This window comes from Bordetella genomosp. 9, assembly GCF_002261425.1.
Lineage (GTDB): Bacteria > Pseudomonadota > Gammaproteobacteria > Burkholderiales > Burkholderiaceae_B > Bordetella_C.
In genome coordinates this window covers 710992-728396 of record NZ_NEVJ01000003.1, presented here as the reverse complement: position 1 = coordinate 728396, position 17405 = coordinate 710992, and the positions used below count along the sequence as shown (strand labels likewise).

General features: G+C 66.8%; 18 protein-coding genes. 9 read left to right on the top strand and 9 right to left on the bottom strand.

All coding sequences use genetic code 11. The annotated features are described in order from the left end of the window. Positions 1–3: 3 nt before the first annotated feature. The gene (locus tag CAL26_RS14510; protein ID WP_256988437.1) at positions 4–1143 is read right to left on the bottom strand and encodes a mandelate racemase/muconate lactonizing enzyme family protein; all 1140 of its coding nucleotides are present in this window, start codon (positions 1141–1143) and stop codon (positions 4–6) included. Between the two features lie 45 nt (positions 1144–1188). Here CAL26_RS14510 and CAL26_RS14505 point away from each other — a divergent pair, with 45 nt between their 5' ends. After that, positions 1189–1926 (top strand): GntR family transcriptional regulator, encoded by a 738-nt coding sequence (locus tag CAL26_RS14505; protein WP_094847590.1) that lies wholly within the window; start codon positions 1189–1191, stop codon positions 1924–1926. A gap of 29 nt (positions 1927–1955) precedes the next feature. Here CAL26_RS14505 and CAL26_RS14500 read toward each other — a convergent pair whose 3' ends face one another. Further along, the gene (locus CAL26_RS14500; protein ID WP_306437097.1) at positions 1956–2471 is read right to left on the bottom strand and encodes a hypothetical protein; all 516 of its coding nucleotides are present in this window, start codon (positions 2469–2471) and stop codon (positions 1956–1958) included. Between the two features lie 197 nt (positions 2472–2668). Between CAL26_RS14500 and CAL26_RS14495 the strand changes: the two genes are divergently transcribed. Continuing rightward, positions 2669–3040 (top strand): hypothetical protein, encoded by a 372-nt coding sequence (locus tag CAL26_RS14495; protein WP_143277434.1) that lies wholly within the window; start codon positions 2669–2671, stop codon positions 3038–3040. Between the two features lie 10 nt (positions 3041–3050). Here the strand turns inward: CAL26_RS14495 and CAL26_RS14490 are convergent, their stop codons facing one another. Beyond that, a complete protein-coding gene (locus CAL26_RS14490; protein WP_094849881.1) occupies positions 3051–4649 on the bottom strand; it encodes a histidine kinase famiy protein in 1599 nt (532 codons plus the stop codon). A gap of 108 nt (positions 4650–4757) precedes the next feature. Here CAL26_RS14490 and CAL26_RS14485 point away from each other — a divergent pair, with 108 nt between their 5' ends. Further along, positions 4758–5789, top strand: coding sequence for an L-dopachrome tautomerase-related protein (locus CAL26_RS14485; RefSeq protein ID WP_094847587.1), 1032 nt, complete (start codon positions 4758–4760; stop codon positions 5787–5789). Here CAL26_RS14485 and CAL26_RS14480 read toward each other — a convergent pair. Continuing rightward, positions 5714–6715: a LysR family transcriptional regulator gene (locus CAL26_RS14480; RefSeq protein WP_256988436.1), complete on the bottom strand. Its 1002-nt coding sequence runs from the start codon at positions 6713–6715 to the stop codon at positions 5714–5716. The two genes, CAL26_RS14485 and CAL26_RS14480, sit on opposite strands and share 76 nt — an antisense overlap. A gap of 77 nt (positions 6716–6792) precedes the next feature. On the opposite strand from CAL26_RS14480, the gene CAL26_RS14475 reads away from it, so the two are divergent. The 6 genes from CAL26_RS14475 to CAL26_RS14450 all read left to right on the top strand — a co-directional run bounded on the left by CAL26_RS14475 (position 6793) and on the right by CAL26_RS14450 (position 12693). Further along, positions 6793–7689, top strand: a complete 897-nt coding sequence (locus CAL26_RS14475) for an amidohydrolase family protein (protein WP_256988435.1) — start codon at positions 6793–6795, stop codon at positions 7687–7689. 18 nt (positions 7690–7707) lie between these two features. Then, the gene (locus tag CAL26_RS14470) at positions 7708–8655 is read left to right on the top strand and encodes an alpha/beta hydrolase (RefSeq protein WP_094847586.1); all 948 of its coding nucleotides are present in this window, start codon (positions 7708–7710) and stop codon (positions 8653–8655) included. Between the two features lie 43 nt (positions 8656–8698). Beyond that, positions 8699–9685 carry a tripartite tricarboxylate transporter substrate binding protein BugE gene (locus tag CAL26_RS14465; RefSeq protein WP_094847585.1) on the top strand — a complete coding sequence of 329 codons (987 nt, stop codon included), beginning with the start codon at positions 8699–8701 and terminating at the stop codon, positions 9683–9685. A 187-nt stretch (positions 9686–9872) separates the two neighbouring features. Beyond that, positions 9873–10280, top strand: a complete 408-nt coding sequence (locus CAL26_RS14460; RefSeq protein ID WP_143277433.1) for a hypothetical protein — start codon at positions 9873–9875, stop codon at positions 10278–10280. Positions 10281–10489: 209 nt separating this feature from the next. Continuing rightward, complete coding sequence (locus tag CAL26_RS14455) at positions 10490–11539, top strand: TauD/TfdA family dioxygenase (RefSeq protein ID WP_094847583.1); 1050 nt, start codon at positions 10490–10492, stop codon at positions 11537–11539. 155 nt (positions 11540–11694) lie between these two features. Continuing rightward, positions 11695–12693: a Bug family tripartite tricarboxylate transporter substrate binding protein gene (locus tag CAL26_RS14450; protein ID WP_256988434.1), complete on the top strand. Its 999-nt coding sequence runs from the start codon at positions 11695–11697 to the stop codon at positions 12691–12693. 100 nt (positions 12694–12793) lie between these two features. Here CAL26_RS14450 and CAL26_RS14445 read toward each other — a convergent pair whose 3' ends face one another. The 5 genes from CAL26_RS14445 to CAL26_RS14425 all read right to left on the bottom strand — a co-directional run bounded on the left by CAL26_RS14445 (position 12794) and on the right by CAL26_RS14425 (position 17405). Beyond that, positions 12794–13699 carry a LysR family transcriptional regulator gene (locus CAL26_RS14445; protein ID WP_094847582.1) on the bottom strand — a complete coding sequence of 302 codons (906 nt, stop codon included), beginning with the start codon at positions 13697–13699 and terminating at the stop codon, positions 12794–12796. A gap of 72 nt (positions 13700–13771) precedes the next feature. Beyond that, positions 13772–14077 (bottom strand): UxaA family hydrolase, encoded by a 306-nt coding sequence (locus CAL26_RS14440; protein WP_094847581.1) that lies wholly within the window; start codon positions 14075–14077, stop codon positions 13772–13774. Beyond that, positions 14074–15228 carry a UxaA family hydrolase gene (locus CAL26_RS14435; protein ID WP_094847580.1) on the bottom strand — a complete coding sequence of 385 codons (1155 nt, stop codon included), beginning with the start codon at positions 15226–15228 and terminating at the stop codon, positions 14074–14076. Before CAL26_RS14435 ends, CAL26_RS14440 begins: the two co-directional genes overlap by 4 nt. Positions 15229–15330: 102 nt before the next feature. Beyond that, positions 15331–16386: an Ldh family oxidoreductase gene (locus CAL26_RS14430; protein WP_094847579.1), complete on the bottom strand. Its 1056-nt coding sequence runs from the start codon at positions 16384–16386 to the stop codon at positions 15331–15333. Then, the gene (locus tag CAL26_RS14425; RefSeq protein WP_094847578.1) at positions 16386–17405 is read right to left on the bottom strand and encodes a succinylglutamate desuccinylase/aspartoacylase family protein; all 1020 of its coding nucleotides are present in this window, start codon (positions 17403–17405) and stop codon (positions 16386–16388) included. The genes CAL26_RS14430 and CAL26_RS14425 overlap by 1 nt, the downstream gene beginning before the upstream one ends.

Genomic DNA, 17405 nt, shown 5'->3' with positions numbered 1-17405 from the left:
ACGTCAGCCCCCATGCGACGCGACGATGTAGGGCGCAAGGCGATCGAGCGGCGGCTCGACGCCGAGTCCGGGGACGTCCGGCAAGGTCACCTGGCCGTCGCGGACGGCATGGCCTTCCGGCATCAGCAGGTCGCGCAGCGGGTTGGCATTCGAATCGACTTCCACATAGCCGGCGCCGCCGGCGGCGGCCTTCAGGTGCATGGAAGCGGTCAGTCCGACGCCGCCGCCCAGCCAATGCGGGCAGAACCAGCGATCGCGTTCCAGGACCGCGCGGGCCACGGGCAGGCAGGCGCTGAAGCCGCCCCATTTGCCCAGGTCCGGCTGCACGACCGCCAGTCCGCCTTGCTCCATGCCGGCCTGGAAGGCGGCGGCGCCGCGCAGGTTTTCGCCGGCGGCGATGCGCAGCGGGGCTTTGTCGGTCAATGCGCGCCAGGTTTCCCAGGGCGTATCCGCCGGCAAGGGTTCTTCCAGCCATTCCAGGCGATAGGCCGCCATCTTGTCCGCCATCGCTTCCGCTTGCGCGGGCGTCCAGGCCTGGTTGGCGTCGACCATCAACGTGGCCCCTGGACCCATGGCGTCGCGCAGTGCGCGGACGTTGTCGACGTCGCGCTGGTCGCCGAAGCCGACCTTCAGCTTGAACGCCGTATAGCCTTCGCGCGCCTTGGCTTCGGCGATCCGTTCCGGATGATCCGGATTGATGCCGGACGTATACACCGAGATCGTCGCCTGGCCCCGCGGATCGAGCAGTTTCCACACGGGCACGCCGGCGCGGCGGGCGAGCAGGTCCCAGATCGCCGTGTCCACGCCGGCGATGGCGTGCGCCAGCGGGCCGGGCTCGCCCGACTGGATCGCTAAAATGCGCACGCTGTCGCTCAATGACTGGAAGCATTCCACTGGTGAAGACCAGGTGCGGCCGCTTAGCAAGGGGCGGATGCAGCTGTCGACCAGGCGGGCCCGGTGCTCGGCTCCCACGGCAGGGAAGTTGCACCATACTTCGCCCCAGCCGTGGTGCCCGTCGGCGTCGCTGACGCGCACCAGCACCGCCGGCCGGTCGTGCATGATGCCGAAGGAAGTACGCACCGGGGGATCCGAAGGCACGCGCAGCACGAAGGTTTCCAGCTTGGCGATTTGGAAGAAATCCACGCAAACCCCCTTGAAATCTAAAAGTACATAATACTAGACTTATATATGTCTGTACACCGTCAACCCCATCGTCAACCCATCTCCGCGGGGCCGATTCCGCGCTACGTCGCCGTGGCGGACCAGTTGCGCCGCCGCATCGAAAAAGGCGAATGGCCGGCTGGCCACGCGCTGCCTTCGCTGCAGCAGCTCGCGGAAACCTTCGATGTGGCGCGGCTGACCGCCCGCCAGGCGGTGCAGTTGCTCGTGGCCGAAGGCCTGCTGGCCAGCCACCGCGGCCAGGGTACCTTCGTGACCGAAACGGTGCGTCCCATCCGGACCGCGCCGCTGGAAAGCTCCTTGCGCGAACTGGGGGAAACCTATCGCAGCCTGGCGCCCGTCATACTGGCCATCGACGAAACGGCGAGGCCCTTGCCGGTAGGCGGCGGCCGGGAAGAAGGCTATGCCTATATGCGGCGCCTGCACATGAACGACGGCCGCGCCTACTGCGTGATCGCCCTTTACGTGGCGCATTCCGTTTTCAGCCTGGCGCCGGAGAAATTCCGCTCGCGCGCGGTGATCCCGGTCATGCTGGAGCTGCCGCGTGTGCGGATCGCCCGCGCGCACCAGACGCTGACCATCGGGACGGCGGACGCCGAAACCGCGTCGCTGCTGCATATCGCCAAGGACGCGCCGGTCGCCCACGTGGCGCGCATATTCCACGACGCCGCGGGCGAGGTCATCTATTACGCGGAAGTGACTTACCGCGGCGATGCCATCCGGCTGGAGATCGACCTGAAGGCGTAGGAACCGGCGGACGGAGGGCCGCGGGAGAGCTACCTTGCCTGCGGTGGTTGCGGGCTGTTGGCCGGATTGGTGTCCAGCTTGCTGATGCTTTCGATGCCAGCCGTCGTTCCCAGCGCGGACAGCTCCGCCACCACCGCGTCGGCGGCGGGCTCGCCATAGACTTCCTGCTCATTCACGTACACCGTGAACACGCGCTGGTACTTCGCCTGCTTGGCGGGATCGCGGATCGTATCCAGCGTCCATTGGTACAGCGGATAGTCCTGCGTGCCGTCCTTTTCCGCCTGCGCGACATAGCTGGCGAAGGCGTCGTACTGCGACGTGAACGTCGCGTGCTGCGCACTCAGCGCGGCGCGCAACCTGTCCAGCGCGGGGGTGTCACGTCCCGTGCGATAGGCATCGGCCAGCGCCCGCGATACGTTCATGCGGACCTGGTATTGCAGTGGCTTTTCCATCGGGGTGTTTTCCTTGCCGGACTGGAGGGACTCACCGGCTTGCGCGGCGCCGCACAGAAGCACGGGCAGCAGGAGAAAGAGCCGTCTGATCATGATGTGCTCCGGATCGTGGGCTCGGCGCGGCTGGGCAGAGTGCGCGGGGCCCGGGCGTGTGGCGATTGTACCCAGCGGCCTAGGATGAGCTGGAAAGCCGCGTCGTTGCGTGACCTTCAAAATCAACGCGGATAAGCGCATGGCCAGGCGAAATCCCGCGTATATACTGGTTATTCATACAGTATTTTTCCACGCCGATGTCACGCTATCCAGCGCTCTTCCATAAAGAGCTCCGCGCGTTGTGGGATGCGAATCCCTGTCCCGAAGTACGTCGGCTGCTTTGGGAGATCGCGCGCCTGCATGGCCGGCTGGTCGATGCCTACGATCTGATCGGCCGCCTGCGCGACCAGCAGATCGATTACCAGGCGTCGATATGCCTGACGAATATGCGCGTCGTGCTGGAAGCCGAACCTTCGGTCAGGCGCGAACTGGCGATACGCCAGCGCGACGCCGCACGGCGTGAAGCGCAGCCCAGGCCGGTCATCAGCACCGTCATGATGCCGCCCATCGAAGGGCCGCCGTGGCCTTACCCACGCCCGCTCAGGACGAAGAAGCGCAGCCGGCGCTAAGGGGCAGGCTTCAACTGACGCCCGTCGGCCCTTCGATAATCCTTCGCACCTTCTTGATCAGATCGTCCGGCAGATAAGGCTTCTGGATCACTTCGAATTCGGATCCGCCCATGTCCGTGCGCTCGATCGAATTGTCGGCGTATCCCGTGGTCAGCAGCACCTTGAGTCCGGGCACCAGCCGCCTGGCTTCCCGCGCCAGCATGACGCCGTTCATGCCGCCCGGCATGATCACGTCGGTGAACAGCAGGTCGAACGAACGGGACGTTTCCAGGATCCGCAGCGCTTCCCGCGGGCTGCGCGCCATCTCGACGCGGTAGCCGTGATCCTGCAGGATGGCGCGTCCCAATTCGGCCACGTCGTCGCGGTCTTCCACCAGCAGGATGGTCTCGGTGCCGCCTTTCATCTGACCGGGCACGGGCTTCATGCGGTCTTCCGGCGCGCGCTGTTCCGCCGGGAAATAGAGCGCCACGGTGGTGCCCACGCCTTCTTCCGAGGTGATCCTGATGCTGCCCCCGGATTGCTTGACGAAGCCATAGACCATGGACAGGCCCAGGCCCGTGCCTTTGCCGACGTCCTTGGTGGAAAAGAACGGGTCCAGCGCCCGCTTGCGTATGGCTTCCGGCATGCCGTGGCCATTGTCGGCGATCTCCACGCAGACATACCGGCCGGGCAGCAGTCCTTCGTGGTTGCGGCTGGCTTCTTCATCGAGAACGACATTGCTGGTCGTCGTCAGGATATGCCGGTCCGGCATCCGTGCCACCGCGTCGCGCGCGTTGTTGTAGACGTTCAGCAGGGCCACTTCCGCCTGCGTGCTGTCCACCCGCACGTTCCACAGGTCAGGCGCCAGCCGGTGTTCGGCATGGACGTCACCCAGCGTACTGTCCGACCAGAGGCTGGACGAGCGGATCAGGTCGTTCAGGTTGATGACGCGACCTTTCAGGTTCTGCTTCCTGGAGAATGCCAGCAATTGCTGGGTTAGCACTTGAGCGGCCTTGGCCGCGCGGCTCGCGTTGTCCACGCTGCGCAGCACCCGTTGCGTGTCGACGGCGTCCTGGTCCACGCCCCGCCGGATAAGCTCGATATGGCCCTGCATGACCTGCAGCAGGTTGTTGAAATCGTGCGCGATGCCGCCGGTCAATTGCCCCAGGGCCTCCATTTTCTGCGCCTGGCGCAGCGCGTCTTCCGCATCCCGGCGCCGGCTGATGTCCAGTTGGGAAGCGAAGAAGTACGCCAATTTACCGGCCTCGTCATACACCGGCGAAATGAAAAGCGCGTTCCAGAAGCTGGAGCCGTCCTTGCGGTAATTGATGAGCTCCAGCGACAGCTCGCGCGCGTTGGCGACGGCGTCGCGGATCTGCGCCACCGCTTCGCGGTCGGTTTCAGGGCCTTGCAGGAAGCGGCAATTCCGCCCCAGGATTTCCTCCGGGGCATACCCCGTCATCCTGACGAAGGCCTGGTTCGCGAAAACGATGGGATTGTCCGGCTGCGCGGGGTCGGTCACCAGCATGGGCATGCGCGTGGTCTGTACCGCCGCGAAAAAAATGTCCTTGCCGGGGGGGATCGTCTTGCCAACCTTGCTTTCGATCGGCGTAGGGTCCTGTTGCGCCATGATCATCGAACTCCGTATCGGGACGGCAGAGCATGCAACTTGCATGCCCGGGCGGCCGGCACGGCCGGTGCTGCGGACTGCCCGGATCGCCTATAGCCGGGAGCCACCATGCCGACATTGAAAACCATCGCCGAATTCGATCATCAGGTGACGGGTGTGACCGTCACGCCGGACGGCCGGATATTCGTCAACTTTCCGCGCTGGACCGAGGACGCCCCGATATCGGTGGCCGAAGTCCTGCCCGATGGCGGCCTGCGGCCTTATCCGGACCAGGAATGGAATTCCTGGCGCAATGAAACCGCCTTCGAGAAGTCGCTGGATCAGCATTTTGTATGCGTGCAGGCGTTATATGCCGATGCGCGCGGGAACCTGTGGGTGGTGGATCCGGGCGCGCCCGGCAACGAGCGCGTGCTGCCGGGCGCGCCGAAGCTGGTCTGCATCGACCTGGCGGACGATCGCGTGCGTCGGGTCATCCCCGTGCCGCCCGACGTGGCCAGGCAGGGCAGCTACCTGAACGACATGCGCTTGAGCCCGGATGGCAAGACTGCCTATCTGACGGATTCCGGCGCCGAAGGCGCCATCATCGTGGTCGACGTGGAAAGCGGCGCGAGCTACCGCACCCTGGCCGGCCATCCGTCGACCCAGCTGGAGAAGGACGTCGTCGTCGAAATCGACGGCGCGCCCTTGCGGCGCCCCGACGGCCGCCAGCCGATGTTCGCTTCCGACGGCATCGCGCTTTCCAACGATGGCGCCACGCTGTACTGGCAGGCCCTGACCGGACGCAGCCTGTATTGCATCGATACCGCGCTGCTGGGCAAGGACACCCCGAGGGAACGGCGCGAGGCCGGCGTGCGCAAGGTCGGCGAAACGCATGTCAGCGATGGCCTGTTGATGAGCCGGCACGACATGCTGTACCTGACGTCGCCGTCGGACAATGCGGTCACGTGCTGGACCGGGGACAGGGTCGAACGCGTGGTGCAGGATGCGCGGTTGCGCTGGCCGGACACCATGGCGGAAGGGCCTGATGGCGTCATATACGTCACCGCCTCGCATATCCAGGACACCTATTGGTTCAAGCCCGGCGCGCCGGCGGCGGTGCGCACCGCCTTGTTCTGCTTTTCGCCCGAGACCGCCGGCTGAGCCGTGCGGCTCGCGTCCATCAGCTGCCGCAGGATCTGGATGGCGGCGCGGGTCACGCGGGTGGAGGGGCGGGCGAGGGGGGTGGCCAGCACGATGCAGCTGGAGATCGGCGCGGGACCGATTCTCGACGCCTGGATGTCGCCGTCCGCCGCATACGCCGCCAGCGCACCTTGCGGCAGCACCGTGTGCCCGATGCCGCGGCGGACCAGGGTCATGAGTGTCTGCGCCGAGCCGATCTCCACGATCGGCTGCAGCAACAGGCCGTAGGGCTTCATTACCGTATCCAGCAGGACGCGCAGCGCGTTGGGCTCGGGCGGAAGAATCAGCGGATGGTCGACCAGCGTGCGCGCACGTACCCGAGCCGGGATGCGCGGCCCGCTGCTCGCCGCCACCAGGAACAGCGGTTCGCGCAGCAGCACCTCGCAGGCCAGCTGGGGCGATGCCGGCGGGTCGAACAGCAGGGCCGCGTCCAGTTTTCCGGCGATCAGCCATTCGCGCAGATGGATGGTCAGGCCTTCCTGAACCGACAGCGCGACACGCGGATATTCCTTGCGAAAGAACTGCACCAGCGGCAGCGTCAGGGACCGGGCCAGGCGCGGCGGCAGGCCGATGTTGAGCCGTCCGGTGGGCTGGGCCTGCAGGTCGACGAGCTGGTTCTTCGCCTGTTGCGCCAGGTCCAGCATGCCGCGCGCGTGCGGCAGCAAGGCCTGGCCGGCCTCGGTCGGCGCGACGCCGCGGCCGGTGCGCTCAAGCAGGCGCTGCCCCAGTTCCAGTTCCAGCAGGCCGATCTGCCGGCTCAGGCTGGGCTGGCTGAGGCCGACTTCCGCCGCGGCACGGGTGAAGCTGCCCGCCTCGCAGACGCGCACAAAGTAATCCAGCCGCTGTATGTCCATGCCCTGCTTGCTCCAGCCATAGAGGAATCGCATAGCTGATATAGAGCGCCATGCGGTTTTTCTTTCGCAGAATACTCGCCACAATCGACCCTGGAAAGATCAGGTGGGCCATGGACGAGCAATACACCGAGCTATCGATGCCGGGCGCGCGGGCGGCGCCGCGCTGCCTCGCGCCCTTGCCGGCGGCGGCGCCGGCCATGCGGGTCCCGGCGGGATCCTGGGACTGCCACGCGCATGTGCTGGGGCCGTTCGATCGCTATCCGGTGGTGCGCGATCGGGCCTACACCCCCGCGGAACACACGCCTGGCGCCTATGCGGACCTGTTGCGCACGCTGGGCCTGGCGCATGGGGTTCTGGTGCAACCCAGCGTGTACGGCACGGACAACAGCCTGCTCGTCGATGCCTTGCGGTCACGGGGATCGGCGTGGCGGGGCGTCGCGGTGCTGGATGCGGGGGTCGACGACGCAACCATCGCGGCCTTGCACGACGCCGGGGTGCGCGGCTTTCGCATCAATCTCCTGTTCCCCGGCGGCCCGGGCCTGGAGGCGCTGGAACGCACCGCGGCCCGGGTGGCCGCATACGGCTGGCATGCGCAGTTGCTGGTCGACCTGCGCACGCTGCCCGATATCGCGCCGCGGCTGGATCGCCTGCCCATCCCCGTCGTGCTGGATCACATGGGCCATTTCCCGGCGGAGCTGGGCACGGGCTGGGCCGGTTTCCGGATGCTGCTGCGGCGGCTGGAAGCGGGCAGGACGTATGTGAAGCTGTCCGGCTCATACCGGCTGTCGCCGCGGGAGGGCCACGTCGACGACGTCGCGCCGATCGCCGGCGCGCTGATACGTGCCGCGCCGGACAGACTGGTGTGGGGCAGCGACTGGCCGCACGTGGGCCTGTTCCGATATATGCCCGACACGGCGGCGCTGCTGGACGGCTTGTCCGCATGGTGTCCCGACGAGGCCACGGTGCGCCGGATCCTGGTGGAAAACCCCAGGAAACTCTATTTCTGAACCAGGGGAATCAAGGAAATGTCGCAGCGGTCGGTCAGGTTCTACAGCGATGGATTTCAGCTCGCCGGCACGGTACATCTGCCGCCGGATTACCGGGAAGGGGAAAAACGCCCGGCGGTGCTGATCTGCCATGGACGCTTCGCGATCAAGGAATGGGTGCCGTCCCGCTGGACGCCTCATTTCCTGGAAGCGGGCTACGTCTGCATGGTGTTCGACTATCGCAACCTGGGCGAAAGCCAGGGTACGCCAGGCCGCATCATTCCGCAGGAAGAGGTCAGGGACGTCAGGAACGCCGTCACCTTCCTGCAATGCCAGCCGGAAGTCGACCCCGCGCGTATCGGCCTGCTGGGCTGGGGCCTGGGCGGCGGCGTCGCCGTCACGGCCGCCGCGGAGGACGTCCGCATCCAGGCGGTGGTCTGCGCCAGCGGCGTCGCCAACGGCCTGCGCTACGGCCGCGTCGGCATGTCGGACGCGGCATGGGCGCGGCGGCAGGAGGAAATCCGCCTGGATCGCGTGCGCCGGGTCATGACCGGCGAGACCGGCCGTCTGCCGCGCGCGGAGATCCTGGGCCGCGACAACGAGACCCAGGCGTCCAGCCATCAACATCAGGGTTGGCTTGACAGCCTGGTGGCCGCGGTCGGCGCGGAACGCGCCGCCGACCCCGCCAAACTGGGGATACCCAGCGAGATCACCATCGAGTCGATGGACGCGCTCTACGATTTCGCGCCGGACGCGCAGGCCCACCGCATCGCGCCGCGGCCGCTGCTGGTCATTCACTCCCGGCTGGATCACGAGTTTCCTTACGCGCACGCGCAGCATCTTTACGACCAGGCGCGGGCGCCCAAGACCTTGATCGCGGTCGAGGACGCCGGCCACCTGGACTGGATCGATCCGGCCCATCCGACGCAGCGGGTGTACGTGCCGCAGGTCGTGGCCTGGATGCTGCAGCAACTGCCCACCGGGTAGTACTTGGATCCGCCGCCTTAGCGCGGCACGACAAGGGGAAAATATGAAACATGCTCGACGCTTTGCCTGTGCCGCCGCGCTGGCGGCCATGACGATGCAATTCGCCAGCCCGGCGGCCGCCGACTACCCGGACCGCCCGATCACGCTGGTCGTGCCATTCGAGGTGGGCGGCCCGACGGATATCCTGGGCCGCATCATCGCCGACACCCTGGGCAAGAAACTCGGCCAGACTGTCATCGTCGAAAACAAGGGTGGGGCAGGGGGCGCGATCGGTTCGCAATTGATCGCCAACAGCAAACCCGACGGCTACACCATAGGCCTGGCGACTATCTCCACCCACGTCGTCAATCCCTCATGCAACAAGCGGCTGCCGTACGATCCGATCAAGAGCTTCACGCCGGTCGCGCTGGTGGGCAACATGCCCAACATCCTGGTGGTCCGGCAAGGTTTTCCCGCGGACAACTTCAATGACTTCCGCAAGGTGCTGCGCGACGGCTCGGAGAAATACAACCTGGGCACCGCGGGGCCGTGTTCGTTCGGCCATGTCATGCTGGAGCACCTGAACGAGCAGCTCGGCACGAAGATCGTCCACGTGCCTTACCGCGGCTCCGGGCCCGCGTCCACCGACCTGCTGGCCGGATCGCTGGACATGATGATGGACATCTATCCGCTGTTCGCCGCGCATTTCGCGTCCGGCAAGCTGAAACCGCTGGCGGTCGCCTGGCCCAGCCGCCTGCCGGCCTTGCCGAACACGCCGACGTTCGCGGAACTGGGACTGCCGGACATGAGCACGACATCCTGGTACGGCGTGGTCGCTCCCGCCGGCCTGCCCGCGGACCGCCTGCAACTGCTGTCGGCCCGGCTGGAGGAAAGCCTCAAGGACCCCCGCCTGCTGCAACGCTTCGCCGACGCCTATATCTTTCCGGCGCCCCCGCAATCGCCCGACCAGTTCAAGGCTTTCCTGGCGGAGCAACTGAAGAAGGAATCGGCCTTCATCGACGCCCGCCATATGGGGCAGAATGGGGGCTGACACGGTGCACGCTGTGAGAGCCGGCTATGGGATCGGTTAGAGCGCGATCCCCGCCCCGTCGAGGACCTGACTGGCGGAGCCTAGAATTTTGAATAATTCCCAGTTAACGATTGTTACCCAACACGTAAACAAAATTAAGTAAATTGCTCCCGCTTACGATTCGGACGAATCCTAAATAGGAGTATGTATGTCTTTTCGCGGAATGATCGCTGTGTTGCTCGTTTCCACGCTTGCGGCGTGCGCCAATATGAATGGCGGCAACGGCGAAGACAAAATGAGCATGACGTATCTGAAACAGCACTTGGTGGCGAACAAGACTACCAAGGCGGACGTGGTGCAGCTCTTCGGCGAGGCGCGGTACAAGAATGAAGAGCCCAACGGCGCCGATTACTGGTCTTATAGCGAAGATCAGGTCAATGGCAAGGACTATCTCGGCGAAGCGTCGAAATACCTGTCCGGTATGGCCGGTTCGTTCGGCAGCGCAGCCGCGCAGACGCAGCAGCGCAAAACGAATCGCGACCTGAATATTTTCTTCAATGCCAACGGCACGATCAGGAATTTCAATACCTCCGGCAGCACGGGGGCTGGCAGCTGATACCCGAATGAGGGCGCGGTTCGCGCCTGGCAGGTCCATGGCCCACGGAGCGCAATGCGACCGTGGGCTTTTTTATCGCCTGGCTGAACGCTCCTGGTAATCCCGGATATCGGATTTCCCGTCGCCGCCGCGACGGAATTATTCGTTTTTGCCGGAATGTCCGCGTTCCTATACTTCCCCTCGAACCGCAACCAAGGGGAAACGCATTCATGGAAATGCAAGTTGAACGCACTCGGGATCTTGCCGAAGGCGAGGAAGTCACCATACTCGACACATCGGCGCCAGGCCGTCCATTGGTACGCGATACGCCGCTGGGCGGGCCCATCGTCTGGGATCGCGACACGCTGGCGGCGGACGACGGCATCATCCATATCGACGACGAAGGCCTTGCCGAGATCGATGCCTTCGTCGAGTCGCTGCGCCGCAATCCGCTACCCACCTTGCTGCTGACGCCTTCGGATTTCGCCATGCCACGCTGCGTGGCCATGATGCGGCGCGCTCGCGATATCCTGCAGAACGGCGTGGGTTTCGTCATCCTGGACAAGGTGCCGGTACAACGGTATTCGCTGGAAGAAAACCGCGCGATCTACTGGATGCTGGGCCAGATGGTGGCACGGCCGGTGGCGCAGAGTTTCGACGGCAAGATGATCTACGACGTCAAGGACCAGGGCCGGGCCTACAGCACGTCGGTGCGTGGCGACACGACCAGCAAGGACCAGAACTTCCACACGGACAATAACTACAACCTGTGCCCGCCGCATTATGTGGCCCTGTTCTGCCTGCATCCGGCGATGGCGGGCGGCATCAACAGCATCGTCAGCTTCTATTCGGTCTATAACGAGATGCTGAAACGGCATCCCATCGAACTGGTCGAGCGCCTGTACCAGCCTTTCCTGGCGAACCGGCAGCGCGAGCATTATCCCGGCGATCCCATGGTGCTCAGCCGTCCGCTGTTCACCTACGACGGCGACTGGCTGAACTGCAAACTGTCGCGCCATCAGACGCTCAGCGGCTATCACCTGGCGGGGCAGGAGCTGGATCCGCTGGGATTGCAGGCGCTGGACGCGCTGGAATCCATCATGCGCGAGGAACGCTGGAACCGCGAGTTCTTCTTCGAGCGTGGCCAGATCCAGATCGTGGACAATCGCCGTTGCGGCCATCGGCGCACGGGCTTCGTCGATTATCCGGAGCCCGAGCGCAAGCGGCATCTGCTGCGCCTGTGGCTGCGCGACGAAGGACGGCGCTCGTATCACGGGTGATGGTCGGTCAGTGCGGACGCACACAGGGCCGATACGCGGATGAATACGCGGCCCGGTATAAAAAGCTGCAGGTAAAAAGCTGCACACGCCCGCCGGCGGCGAAGGCGAGGGGACATGGACACCGGCCTTCCGGACAACGATACAAGGGGTATTCCATGAAAATTTCCTGCGCGATGCGCGGCGCCGGCGCGCGCCTGCTTGCGGCGTTCTCATTGATCCTTCCCTTGGGATGGGCGGGACTGGCGCATGCCGGCGCCTATCCCGAGCGGCCCATCAAGATCATCGTCCCCTTCACGCCAGGCGGTACGTCCGACGTGCTCGCGCGCACGCTGGCGGAACAGATGACGCTGGACCTGGGCCAGCCGGTCGTCGTGGAGAATCGTCCCGGCGCCGGCAGCGCGCTGGGCACCGGCGTGGCCGCGCGCAGCGCGCCGGACGGCTATACGCTGCTGATGGGATCGAGCTCGGCGCTGGCCGTCAATCCCGCCTTGCAGGATGACCTGCCCTACGACGCCACGCGCAGCTTCATGCCGATATCGCTGGTGGCCGGCATCCAGAACATCCTGCTGGTCAACCCGTCCCTGCCGGTCAAGAACGTGCAGGAGCTGATCGCCTACGGCAAGACGCGCAAGCTCTTCTACGGCAGCGCGGGTACGGGATCGTCGCCGCATATGTCGGCCGAGCTGTTCGAGTCCATGGCCGGCATCGAGATGACGCACGTGCCATTCAAGGGCGGCCCGCAGGCCGTCAGCGAGGTCGTGGCGGGGCGGGTCGACCTGATCTTCGACAACATGCCCACGGCGGCAGCCATGGTGAAGTCCGGCCAGTTGCGCGGGCTGGCCGTGACGGGCGCGCATGGATCGCCCATGGTCCCGGAAATTCCCACCGTCGCCTCGCAGGGCCTGCCCGGTTACGACGTGACGGTCTGGTACGGACTGGTCGCGCCGGCGGGTACGCCGCCGGCCATCGTGGATATGCTCAGCAAGGAGACCGCGAAGATCCTCGCGCGCGAGGATGTGCGCCAGAAGCTGGTCGCCATCGGCACCGAGCCGCAAAGCATGACGCCGGCGGCGTTCGGCGAATTCATGTCGGGCGAGCGTACCAAGTGGGCGCAGGTGATCCAGAAGGCGGGCATCCGCACCGCCGCCCGCTGATTTCGGCTAGGACCGTCCGCCGCGGTCCGCCACGGCCGGCCAGGGCGGGCAGAGCCCGCCCGATCTCCGCCGACCCCCGCCGCGGCCGGCGGAGGACCGCTCACGTCAGCGGCATCGTTTCGCGCGGAAAGTCGCTCAGTTCCGCGGCGAGCAGCGCGACCGCCGTTACCAGCGGGCTGGTATTGCCGCGCTGGTGCACGGCCACGAATTCAAGGCGTGGAAAGGCCGGCGCGGTATCCAGTACCGTCAACAAGCCGGCCAGCACCTCGTTGCGGTGCGAGGCACGATGCAGCAAACCCACCCCCAGCCCGGCCGCGATGAGCTTCGCGGCCACCCCCATGTCGCTGCAGGAAATCAAGGGACTGTATTCCACGCCCGCCGCGCCGAACCATTGCGCGATCGCCGGGTGGTGAGGCGAGGCCTGCGACAGCCCGACGATGGGATAGTGCGCCAGATCCGCCGGCGTCAGCGTCCGTTCCTCGGGAATCTCCAGCCCCGGCGACGCCATCCAGACGAATTCGTCATGCCCCAGCGACACGGCTTCCAGCGTGGGGTCGGTGATGGGCGCGCCGGCGAACGCGATATCCAGCTCGCCCGAGCGCACCATCTGCAGCAAGGGCGCGGTCAGCCCCAGGCGGATTTCGAAGCGGACGCGCGGATAGCGCGCGCGGATCGCCGCGATCAGCCGCGGTAGCCAGGTATGGGCGATGCGGCCGGCCACACCCATGCGCAGCAGGCCGGTGATGGCTTCCGGCTCGCCCAGGTGAAAGCTGATGCGTTCGGACAGCGCGATGATCTGCCTGGCCCAGGGCAGGATTTCCTCGCCCTTGGCGGTGAGCTGCAGGCCGTGAGGGGAGCGGTCGAACAGTTCGACGCCCCAGGTGGTCTCCAGTTCGCGTATGCGCGTCGAAATCGTGGACTGCGTCGCGTGCAGGGCCTTGGCCGCGGCCGCGAAGCTGCCGAGCTGCGCCACGCGCGCGAATGAGACGAGCTGCCGGATGTTCATCGGTGCAGTGTGGCCTGCCGGCACCGTGCCCACAATCGGTGGAAGCACGGTGTCGTTCACTTCGGCGCGGGACTAGCGGGCCGCCGCCAGATCGCCGCGGCCGCGTTGCGATTCCAGGTTGTGGACGTGCACGTGGCGGCCGGCCGCGACCGCCTCGGACAGGCGGCCCACGACCACGCCGTACTTGACGACCTCCTGCCCGGCCTGCAATGCCCGCAGCGCGATCTTGTGGCCGTAGGGGACCGGCTCGGCGACCTCGACCGCGCCTTGCACGCAGCCGGCCAGCGGAACCGGGGCCGCCGCCGGGATATCCGCGCCCACCACGGTGCCGACGTTGTCGTCGCGATGGACGACCCAGATTTTCGCGGTGGCGTTCATACGGATTCTCCTATGCGGCTGATGGCGGTTTCCGTTTCGCCGAGGACTTCGCAGCAGGTCGGCTGGCCATTGATGATGGCGGCCATCGCGTCCCAGACCTGCGTTCCCGCTTCTTCCAGCGAACGCCCGTGCAGCAGCACGGCGCTGAGGTCCACGTCGATGTGGTCGGCGAAGGTCCGGCAGGTGCGGTCGTTGCCGCAGATCTTGACCGTGGGGGACACCGGGTTGCCGATGGAATTGCCCACGCCGGTGGCGAACAGGATCAGGTGGCAGCCGCCCGCAGCCAGGGCGGTGATGTTCTCGGTCGCGGGCGCCGGCGCGTCCATCAGGTACAGGCCGGGGGCGGACGCGGCTTCGCCATAGCCGAGCACGCCGGCGATGGTGCGGCTGCCGGTCTTGCAGATCGAGCCCAGCGATTTTTCCTCGATGGTGGTCAGGCCCCCGCGGATGTTGTCCGGCGCCGGGTTCGTCTTGTTCAGGTCCACGCCGGCGCGTCGGGCGATGTCCTCGTACTTGCGGATGGTGACGTCGATGCGTTCGCGCACGCCGGCATCGGCGGCGCGCGCGCCCAGCGCCGCTTCGCCGCCCAGGCATTCGACCGGCTCCGAGAAAATCGCCGTCGCGCCGGCGTCGACCAGCCGATCCGTGACCAGGCCGATGGCCGGATTGGCGACCAGCCCGGAGGTGGTGTCCGAGCCGCCGCATTCCAGTCCGATCACGAAGTCGGAGATGCGCGCCGGCTCGCGGGGCTGGGCCTGTGCCTGCGCGCGCCATTGCTCCAGCAAGTCCAGGCCGCGCCGGAACAGGGCGGGCGTGCCGCCTTCTTCCTGGATGCCCATGACCTCGCAAGGCGTGCCGGCGGCACGGATACCTTCGTAGACGCGGGTGCCGGCCACGCGTTCCAGGCTGACCACCAGGGTCGCGTACACGTTGGGGTGGCTGCCCAATCCGACCATGGTGCGTATGGACAGGGCGAGATCCTCGCCCAGTTGCCCGCGGCCGTAGAGCGGCGTGATGGCCACGCAATCGGGCAGGGCCGCGGCCAGCCGGCGCGCGACAGGGTTGGCGGCGTCGGTGGCGGCGACCACGGCCAGCAGGTTGCGTATGCCGCGGCGCCCGTCGGGGCGCGTGTAGGCGGTCAATTCAGTCATGGCGATCCTCGAATGGACGGATGTCCGGGCACGCGGCGTCCGCGTGGATGCGGGGGGCCGGTCGCATGGCCGGTCGGCGCGCGCGGCCTGCCCGGGATGCGGTCACAGCAGCCCCGCGGCCGCCGGGGCATGGCGTTCGGCCGCCCCGCGCAGTTCGTCGACCAGCTTGGCCGGCAGGGGGATGCCCGTGGCCGCGCGTTCGGCGGCGATCTGGCGGCGGCGGTCGCCGGGCAGGCGGATGGGATGGGCGGCGTCGGCCGCCGGCGCGGCGAGCGTGCGCGCGCACAGCGTGTCGATGCGCGCGGTGTATTCGTCGCGATCCATGAGCGCGTCCGGATGGATGGCCATGAAGCAATGCGTCACGCCCGCCGGCCGGCCGTCCTGCGCCGCCTGCGATCCCACCTCGGGCGCCATGGCGCCGCCGGCCAGCACGCTGTTCAGCACCTCCAGCGCGACGATCAGGGCATAGCCCTTGGCGCCTCCCATGGGCAGCACCGAGCCTTTCAGCGCAGCGGCGGCCTCGGTGGTGGGCCGGCCTTCGGCGTCCAGCGCCCAGTCGGCGGGAATGGGCTGTCCCAGCAGCTCGGCCAGCAGGATGTTGCCGCGCGAACTGACGCTGGTGGCCAGGTCCACCACCACGGGTTCGCCGCTGGTCGGCGCCGCGAACGCCAGGGGACTATTGGTGAAGAAGGCGCGCTTGCCGCCCCAGGGCGCCACCGTGGGCTCGCCGCCGGACGAACACAAGCCCATCATTCCCTGGGCCGCGGCCTGTTCGCAATACCACGCGGCGTAGGAAAAATGATTGCTGGCGCGCACCGCGACGTAGCCGATGCCGTAGCGGCGCGCGCGCTCGATCGCTTCGCGCATGGCCATATGGCTGGCCACCGGACCCAGGGCGTTGTCGCCGTCGACCACCGCCGTGGCGGCGAACTCGCGCGCCACGCGCGGCTGGGCCCGTGCGTTGATGGCCCCTTGCGCCAGGCGGCGCAGATAGGTGGGCAGGCGCGCCATGCCATGCGTGTCGACGCCATGCAGATTGGCCGCCACCAGGCAGTCGGCGACCAGCGCCGCATCCGGCGCCGGGACGTGCAGGGCTTGCAGCGCGGCCGCGCAGAAGCCGTGCAGGCGCGCCGCGGCATAGAGCGTGTTGCCTGCCATCAGAGCTCCTGCACGCCGGCGCTGTCGGCGATCGCATAGCCTTTCGCGCCGGCTTCGGCGGGACCGGACATGCGGCTGAAGAACAGGATGCCGTCGCAGGGCGCGCTCAGGGTCTCGGATTCCTCCAGGGTGTAGGGGTCCACCACCACGCCCAGCTTTTCGCCTTTCTTGACCCGGCGGCCCAGGTCCTCGACCCGGTTGGCCAGAGAAATGACGTAGCCGCCGCGCGTCGGATTGGCTTCCTTGCGTTCGCGGCGCGTGAACAGGTGCTGCTTGCCCTGCAGTTCGGGTTCGCCTTCGAGGATGCCCAGCGCCTTCATCTGGTTGCGCAGCCCGCGCACCACGCGCGCCTGGAATTCCTCGGTCATGGGACCGCTCATGTAGGTGCCGCCGATTTCCACGCCGGCGGCGGGGCGGCCCGTGCTGTTCAGGTAGCCGACCGCGGTGGACGGCGGCAGGAAGTTGACGTGCACGACGCCGGTGCCGAAGACGCGGCACAGCTGCAGGCTGGCTTCGCGCACCTCGCCGGTGGCATCCTCGTTCAAGTCGGAACGTTGATGGATGCGGCCGCCCTGGCCGCCGGAGTGCATGTCGCACAAGGCGTCGACGTGGTCCAGCACCTGGTCCGTCAGGACGCGGGCGATCATCTCCGTGACCGAGCCGCGCGCATTGCCCGGGAAGCAGCGGTGCAGATCGGTGTTCTCGCGCTGTTCGGCGCTTTCGCGGCGGAAATCGGAGAACGCCAGCGGATTGCAGACGGGCAGGATGACCAGCGCGCCGCGCATCGCGGCGGGATCCGTCTCGCGCCAGAGCTGCAGCGCCGACAGCAGGGGCATCGCCTCGTCGCCGTGCACGTTGCACAGCACGGCGAAGACCTTGCCGGGCCGGGCGCCATTGATCACGTGGACCGGGACGGCAAGATCGCCGCGCAGGGTACGGGTGACGTGCAGCATGGTGGATGCGCGCTGGCCGGGCGCGACTTCCAGGCCGGCAATGCGTAGGACGTTGGTGTCGGACAT